Origin of the sequence: Actinophytocola sp. (assembly GCF_045807065.1) — a bacterium.
GTDB lineage: Bacteria > Actinomycetota > Actinomycetes > Mycobacteriales > Pseudonocardiaceae > Actinophytocola.
Genome location: NZ_JBJMIE010000741.1, coordinates 1 through 7,210 on the forward strand (window position 1 = coordinate 1; position 7,210 = coordinate 7,210).

Sequence of the window (7,210 nt, forward strand, 5' to 3'; positions counted from 1 at the left end):
CACCGCGCGCCTGATCGCGCTCCACGCGGCATTGGACCCGTACGTGAAGCTGATCGTGGTCGACGGGAAGAACTCGCCGGACTGGGCGAAGTTCCGGCTGGTCGCGCACCGGATCATCTTCGGCACGCATCCCAACCCGAACGACGACGACCCGATCGGGCACCTGCTGGCGGTGCTGGACGAGGTGCTCGCGCACATCGAGCGGGTGAACCAGATCCTCGCGAGTCTGCCGGTCTCCGTCTGTCCAGAAGGGAAGCTGACGGAGGAACTCGCACGCGATCCGCGATACCCGGACCTGCGGGTGCTGGTGCTGGTCATGGAGGAGTTCCAGGTCTACTTCGAGACCGAGGACCAGGCCGTAAACAAGGAGATCGCGGCCAAGCTGTCGAGGATTCAGGCAGTTGGACCGTCGGCCGGTGTAGTCATCTTGTCCAGCTCGCAGAAGCCGTCCGGGGTCGGTGCGGGTGACGTAGGCCGCTTGTTCAACCGCTACCGCGACAACCACGCGGTCCGCTTCGCGCTCAAGTGCGGCAACCGCACGGTCAGCGAGGCGGTGCTGGGCGGTGACGCGTACGCCGAGGGCTACGACGCGTCCAGCCTGCCGGTGGGCGAGGAGTACCTGGGTCTGGGCCTGCTGTACGGCCAGTCCGACCGCACCCCGACGACCAGCACGTTCCTGGCCGACCACACCGACGCGGAGAAGATCCTGCTCGCGGCCCGCAAGCACCGGGAACGGGTCGGCACACTCAGCGGGCAGGCCGCCGGTGAGGAAATCGCACGCGAGGTGCGCGACGTCCTGGCGGACGCGCTGGCCGTGTTCAACGGCTCCGGCCGCCTGCCCTGGCAGATCCTCGCGGGCCGCCTGGTCGAGCACGCGCCGGAGCACTACGGCGACATCACGGCCGACGCGATCAGTGCCCAGCTCCGGGCGTTGGGCGTATCGAGCGTGAACGTCAAGTGGGACGGCCAGGTGCTCAAGGGCGCGAAGGCCGACGACATTCACGCGGCCATGGCACGCCGCGAATCTCACACACGGTAACCGTCGCGAGTGGTCCGAGCGGATCGGTGGGGTAGCGGCTGTCGCGCTACCGGTAGCGGCACCGCTACCCCGCTCCGCTACCTCTCAAGACACATCTGATCAGGCGCTATTTCCGCAGGTAGCGGATAGCGGCCCTGGTCGACGCTGCCCAAAAACAGGCTCTCTGGAGACATCCATGTCCACGCTTGCCGCTACCGACATCCCTGGCGCCGCTACCCACGGTCACAGCCTCGCCGGGCTGGTCTCGGTCGCGATGGTCGCCCTGGTGATCGTCACCGCCGGATACCTCGTCCGCTGCTGGCTCTTCCCGTTCACCTCGTGCCGCCACTCCGACGCCCGGCGCCTCTGGCGCTGCCGACGCTGCGACGGCACCGGCCGCCGCCTGCGTGTTGGCCGCCGCCTGATCAACCACCTGCGCGCCATCCGCCGCCACTGACCGTCTACTTCGGAAGGATCACCATGGCTACTGACTCGGACATGTTGACGGCTGCGCTCAGGGCCGCGGCCCGCGGTTGGTACGTCTTCCCGCTCCGTCCCGGCAGCAAGGCCCCGGCCCTGCATCGCAAGAACCGTTGCCCACGCACCGACGCGTGCCGCGACGGTCACCAGGGGTGGGAGCAGCGCGCCACCACCGACTCCGACCGCATCCGGTCCGCGTGGTCGGCCGGTCGATTCAACGTCGGCACCGCAACCGGTCCCTCCGGTCTCGTGGTGCTCGATCTCGACACCCCCAAACCCGACGACGACCCATGCCCGTCCGACTGGGACATGCCTGGTGTCCGGGATGGACAGGACGTGCTGGCGGTACTCGCCGACCGTGCCGGTGAGCCGGTACTGGCCGACACGTTCACCGTGGCCACTCCCTCCGGTGGTCTGCACCTGTACTACCGCGCACCGGACGGCGTCGAGCTGAGGAACACGGCCGGCACGCTCGGGTGGAAAGTGGACACCCGCGCCCACGGCGGCTACGTGGTCGCCCCGGGCTCGACAATGGACGGCCGCCGCTACCGCGTGGTGCTCGATCTACCCGTCGCGCCGTTGCCTGCCTGGCTCGCGACGTTGCTCCGGCCTGTGCCACGTTCGACGGTGCCGGCCCGACCGGTGCGGGTGGCTGCCGGCCGCCGGTCCCGGTACGTGGACGCGGCCGTGAGCCTGGAGTGCGCGCAGGTCCAGCAGGCTCGCGAAGGGCAGCGCAACGCACGCCTGTACGTCGCGGCCAAGTCGCTCGGTCAGCTCGTAGCCGGTGGCGCGCTGCGCGAGGACCAGGCGGTCAACGAGTTGTTCGCCGCTGCGTGGACGCACATCTCGGTCGGTGCGTACAGCCAGAGCCAAGCCATGGCCACCATCCGCTCCGGTCTGGACGCAGGCGCACACCAGCCCCGGCAGGTGGCCTAATGAGCGCTGACGTGCGTCTGGAGCGGACAGACGGCTCGCACGGTGGCGGCACGGTCAACTACCGCGTGCTGCTCGCGGGTCGGTGGGTCGGCTGGGTCGGAGATGGCCGGCCGTGGCGCGGCTGGCACTACGGCGGCCGGCGCTGGTGGGCCTGCTGGCGCGAAGAAGGCGACAACGCCGCGCGCTGGAGCACCGACCTCGACTACCCCAGCCGCCGGACTGCGGTCATCGCCCTTCTCAACCACGCCACCCGGGAGGCCGCGTGACGAACACGGCACCAGCTCGTGCCCTGCATGCCGTCCCAGCCGCACCGGAACGACGGACGCGATGGACCGACGACCAGCTGTTGAGCCAGGAGTTCCCGCCGCCACGGTGGGCCGTACCCGGCCTGCTCTGCGAAGGGCTCAACATGCTGGCCGGCGCGCCGAAGCTGGGCAAGTCCTGGCTCTCGCTCGGCATCGGCGCGGCCATCGCGAACGGTGATCCTGCTTTGGGTGGGATCGAGGTCGAGCGTGGCCCGGTCCTGTACTGCGCGCTGGAGGACACCGGCCGCCGGTTGCAGTCACGCCGCCGCCAGATGCTCGCGGCCGGTGGCCGGGCCGCGCCGTTGCTGACGCTGGAGACGGCCTGCCCGACCATGCCGAACGGCGGTGACGCGGTCATCGTCGAGTGGATCGAGGAGAACCCCGCCGCACGGTTGATCATCATCGACACCTTCGAGAAGATGCGCGGCCGCAACCCGCAGGGCGTGTCCGCGTACGCAGCCGACTACGCCGCGGCTGGTCGGTTCAAGACCATCGCGGACAACTACGGCGTGCCGATCCTGCTCATTCACCATGTCCGCAAGCAGGCCGCCGAGGACTGGCAGGACCTGGTGTCCGGCACCAACGGCCTGACCGGCGCGGTGGACGCCACGCTCGTACTCGAGCGCTCACGCGGCCAGGCGGACGGCGTCCTGCACGTCACCGGCCGCGACGTCGTGGAGAACGACTACGCGATGACGTTCGACGGGACGTTCTGGAGCAAGCTGGATGGCCCCGCGTCGGACTACGAGATGCGCGACACGCGTGCCCTGCTGATGCGGTTGGTGCGCGAGTACCCCGGCAGCAAGCCCGCCGACCTGGCGAAGGCACTGGACAAGCCGCCGGCCACGGTGCGCAAGACCCTTTCGCGGATGGCCGAACAGGGCCAGCTCCGCGTCGCGCCCGGTGGGGCCTACTACCCACCCGACCCGGGCGACCAGCCGAGTGACCAGGTCAGTGACACGTCACCGCTGTCACACCTGTCACTCGGTCACTCCACCGCTGCTGACCAGGAGGAATCGCTGTGACAACGCCAGTGACACCCACAAGGACCGGTCACGTCGACACGAGGGGAGAGGTTCCCAGCATGGTCACCCGCACCACGGCAGGGCAGGCAGGCGACGACTCTCCGCGGCTGCTGATCACCGTCGAGGCAGCGGCTGAGTTGCTCTCCATCAGCCGCACCCGCATGTACGCGCTGATCAAGGCCGGAGAGGTCATGTCGGTGCGCGTCGGCCGACTCCGCCGCATCCCGGTAGGCGCTCTGGACGCGTTCATGACGCGCCTGCTCACCGACCAGAACGCTGCCTGATCAGCAGATTCACCGCAAACGCAAACCGCTCGGGCGGAGCCATGCCCGAACGCGGCGACGAGAGGAACCACAGAAGTGGCACGCAGGAAGCGCGCAGAGGGAACACGTAACCCCAACGGTGCCTCGTCCATCTACCTCGGCAGTGACGGGAAGTGGCACGGCCGCGTGACGATGGGCGTCCGCGACGACGGTCGGCCGGATCGGCGGCACGTCAAGCGCAACACCGAAGCGGACGCGATCCGCGCTGTCCGCGAGCTGGAGAAGCAGCGCGACGCGGGCAAGGTCCGGAAACCGGGCCGCGCGTGGACGGTGGAGAAGTGGCTACGGCACTGGGTCGAGAACATCGCGGCCCCGACCGTGCGCCGGACCACGATGGTGGGCTACCGCTCATCGGTCTACAACCACCTGATTCCCGGGGTCGGTGCGCACCGGCTGGACAAGCTGGAGCCGGAGCACCTCGAAAGGCTGTACGCGAAGCTGCAACTCCCGAAGGACAAGGGAGGAAAGGGGCTCGCGGCAGGGACGGTGCACCTGGCGCACCGGACCGTGCGGGTCGCACTCGGCGAGGCGGTCAAGCGTCGGCACGTGGTCGAGAACGTGGCGAAGGTGGCGAAGCCGCCGAAGGTCGAAGAGGACGAGATCGTGCCATTCACCGTGGAGGAAGCGCGCCGGATTCTCGCCACGGCTGCGGACGTGCGCAACGGTGCCCGGTTCGTGGTCGCGCTGACGCTCGGTCTACGGCGCGGTGAGGCTCTCGGGTTGAAGTGGTCGGACCTGGACATCAAGTGGCAGCACGGCTGCGAAAAGGACAGCGAGTGCCGCGGAACGGCTGCGCAGCTCTGCCCGGACCGTCAGCTCAAGACCGCCACGATGACCATCCGGCGAGCGGTGCAGCAGTTCGTCTGGCAGCACGGCTGTGCGGACGCCAAACCATGCGGCCGGAAGTACGGCGCGCACTGCCCACAACGGCACAGCGGGGGAGTGGTGACCACTGACGTGAAGTCACGCGCCGGCCGACGCACGGTCGGCATGCCCGCGCCGTTGGTGCACGAGATCGAGCGGCACCGCGAGCGGCAGGCTGTCGAACGTGCGCACGCGGCCAACCTGTGGCGCGAGGAAGGATGGGTGTTCACCAGCCGACTCGGTGGCCCGGTCCACCCGACTGTTGATCACGAGGCATGGAAGGCCCTCCTAGGCGCGGCGCAGGTGCGGGATGCCCGGCTGCACGACGCCCGGCACACGCCGCAACCATGCTCCTAGTGCTCAAAGTGCCACTGCCTGCCGTCATGGAGATCATGGGCTGGTCAGACGCATCGATTGCGAAGCGTTACATGCACGTACCGCGGGAGTTCCTGGCCGCAATCGCGGACCAGGTAGGCGGGCTGGTCTGGGCCGATCCTGACAGCGATAAAGAGGACGCAACCTCTGCCGGCGAGGGAGTCGATCTCGGCGGTCCGATATCGGGAAGTTGAGCCTTTCGTCCGTCTGAGACAAAGCGCCTGGCGTCCAATTTCACGGATGTCAGGCGCTTCGCCTGCAGTCTACTGTGGTGGAAGATTGATATGGCAACCTTTATCTGCCAATTTATGGTCTGATTGTCGATCGCAACGTTATGGCAGAAAGCGACCAAGTAGGCGACCCGCTACGAACCCGACGGCATTGCCCAAGCCGTGCAATAGACCGCCGACAAAGCGTCGGAAACTCATTCCGGTCCGACCTGAGAATTCTTCATAGGCATTTGCGCTTCGGTCGAGGAGGTCGACCAGTCGCAGGCAGGTGTCAATCAGCGAGTCAATCGCAGCTGAAACCTCGTGGGCAGAGAATGAGTGGCTGCAAGCGCAATAGAACAGGGAGTCCATCACGTCCCAACGGTGATAACAATCACCGCAGCGGACGGTCCTAGTGTCGGGGTCGACTTCGATCTCACCTCCACATCCGCGGTGTGAGCTAGTCTCCCAGGAAGAGTCGCAGGAAGGACACTGTGGAAAGGGGAGAGGAAGGAAGATAGAGGAACTCATGGTCGAAGTCTCTTTTGACGTGCTCTCGCGACACCCTTTTTGTAGCCATCACCGAAGGACCACGCCATGTCGCGTACGAACTCGTCAATATTGGTGAGAGTGTATCCCAAGATGCCGGCAATCGAGCGTAGGGCATCTGAGCAGAATTCGCGGAACGAAAGTTCGTCCCTCTCAAGTCGTCGCTGCTGACTCTCGTTCATTCGCGACAGTAGGTCTTCAAGTCGAGACGTGACCCGATCCCACTCGGGATCGCCAGGGCCGATTTCGTTGTTCATATCAATCACTTTCCGGACGGGTTCCGGTGCGCGTTCTTGCTGATCCATTCCAGCATCTTTGGATCAACGAGTTCCTTGAAGTCGGCTATGGCGGCGACGCGTCCAAATAGCCATGCCCTGTCGTCGGGGGCATGGGCGCCCACTTGCTCCATCAGTCTCTCAAGGTTGTAGCGGCGGGTGGCTGAATAGCACACGATGTTCTTCTGTGCCGCTGGCACCTCTGCCCGTAGAGCGTCAGCGAGAAACTTGCTATAAAGCTGTATCGTCTCGTCCTGGTCTTTGCTTGGTATGTTGGCCTGCTTAATCCAGGCAGCTTCACCTGGATGTACTCGGTCAATCTTGTTCGCTGCAAATACGATCTTGTTGATCAGTTTCCCGCCGCCGTCTTTGCGTAGTCTGTGCAATGCGACCTGAATGGGTGAGATTGTCCTGCTGGGCGCTTCAATAACCCAGATTGCGACATCAACCAACGGCAGAACTTGGCAGTATGTTGCATAGTGCCGCTCGTCGGCGGTTAGACTCTCGCCAAGGCCCGGCATATCGTAGACGACGACGCTTCCTCCTTGCCCTGTGTACTCAAACAGGTCACCTTCCAGAGGAGTGGCGAACTGGGTACACGGCCTATAATGGCTAACGGGAGCGCCGGAGTTAAACAGTGCGTTGATTGTCGACGATTTTCCAACGCCAGCAAGCCCGATCAAGGCAATCGTCGGCGGCAGAACGTCTTTGATCTTCTGGTTCAGCAACTCCTCAGTCTTCGCCCAGTTTTCCTCGGTCACTTCGGGATTGTTGGCACGGAGCATCCCTATGATCTTTTTGAGTTGCGATCGAGAGTCGAACATTCTTCCCCTCACCCCTGGGCTGCTTTC

General features: G+C 65.5%; 9 protein-coding genes. 8 read left to right on the forward strand and 1 reads right to left on the reverse strand.

The genetic code is table 11. The features are described from left to right. From ACJ73U_RS43535 to ACJ73U_RS43570, 8 genes are all read left to right on the forward strand, one after another. Positions 1 to 1,039, forward strand: a 1,039-nt coding sequence (locus tag ACJ73U_RS43535; RefSeq protein WP_407783657.1) for a hypothetical protein, incomplete at its 5' end; no start/stop codon positions are given. 175 nt (positions 1,040 to 1,214) lie between these two features. Beyond that, positions 1,215 to 1,475, forward strand: coding sequence for a hypothetical protein (locus tag ACJ73U_RS43540; RefSeq protein ID WP_407783658.1), 261 nt, complete (start codon positions 1,215 to 1,217; stop codon positions 1,473 to 1,475). Positions 1,476 to 1,498: 23 nt separating this feature from the next. Beyond that, entirely contained in the window at positions 1,499 to 2,434 is a 936-nt protein-coding gene (locus ACJ73U_RS43545; protein ID WP_407783659.1) for a bifunctional DNA primase/polymerase, read from the forward strand. After that, positions 2,434 to 2,700, forward strand: coding sequence for a hypothetical protein (locus ACJ73U_RS43550; protein WP_407783660.1), 267 nt, complete (start codon positions 2,434 to 2,436; stop codon positions 2,698 to 2,700). The genes ACJ73U_RS43545 and ACJ73U_RS43550 overlap by 1 nt, the downstream gene beginning before the upstream one ends. Beyond that, the gene (locus ACJ73U_RS43555; protein WP_407783661.1) at positions 2,697 to 3,764 is read left to right on the forward strand and encodes an AAA family ATPase; all 1,068 of its coding nucleotides are present in this window, start codon (positions 2,697 to 2,699) and stop codon (positions 3,762 to 3,764) included. Before ACJ73U_RS43550 ends, ACJ73U_RS43555 begins: the two co-directional genes overlap by 4 nt. A 59-nt stretch (positions 3,765 to 3,823) precedes the next feature. After that, positions 3,824 to 4,048, forward strand: a complete 225-nt coding sequence (locus ACJ73U_RS43560; protein ID WP_407783662.1) for an excisionase family DNA-binding protein — start codon at positions 3,824 to 3,826, stop codon at positions 4,046 to 4,048. Between the two features lie 75 nt (positions 4,049 to 4,123). Then, positions 4,124 to 5,308: a tyrosine-type recombinase/integrase gene (locus ACJ73U_RS43565; RefSeq protein ID WP_407783663.1), complete on the forward strand. Its 1,185-nt coding sequence runs from the start codon at positions 4,124 to 4,126 to the stop codon at positions 5,306 to 5,308. A 26-nt stretch (positions 5,309 to 5,334) separates the two neighbouring features. Then, on the forward strand, positions 5,335 to 5,520 hold the full coding sequence (locus ACJ73U_RS43570) for a hypothetical protein (RefSeq protein ID WP_407783664.1): 186 nt from the start codon (positions 5,335 to 5,337) through the stop codon (positions 5,518 to 5,520). An 826-nt stretch (positions 5,521 to 6,346) separates the two neighbouring features. Here ACJ73U_RS43570 and ACJ73U_RS43575 read toward each other — a convergent pair. Then, the coding region (locus ACJ73U_RS43575) for a GTPase family protein (protein WP_407783665.1) at positions 6,347 to 7,210 on the reverse strand (864 nt) is incomplete at its 5' end.

Bases quoted from the DNA above. Each gene is read 5' to 3' on its own strand.
- ACJ73U_RS43540 (WP_407783658.1), top strand. From the start codon at position 1,215: ATGTCCACGCTTGCCGCTACCGACATCCCTGGCGCCGCTACCCACGGT.
- ACJ73U_RS43545 (WP_407783659.1), top strand. From the start codon at position 1,499: ATGGCTACTGACTCGGACATGTTGACGGCTGCGCTCAGGGCCGCGGCC.
- ACJ73U_RS43550 (WP_407783660.1), top strand. From the start codon at position 2,434: ATGAGCGCTGACGTGCGTCTGGAGCGGACAGACGGCTCGCACGGTGGC.
- ACJ73U_RS43560 (WP_407783662.1), top strand. From the start codon at position 3,824: ATGGTCACCCGCACCACGGCAGGGCAGGCAGGCGACGACTCTCCGCGG.
- ACJ73U_RS43570 (WP_407783664.1), top strand. From the start codon at position 5,335: ATGGAGATCATGGGCTGGTCAGACGCATCGATTGCGAAGCGTTACATG.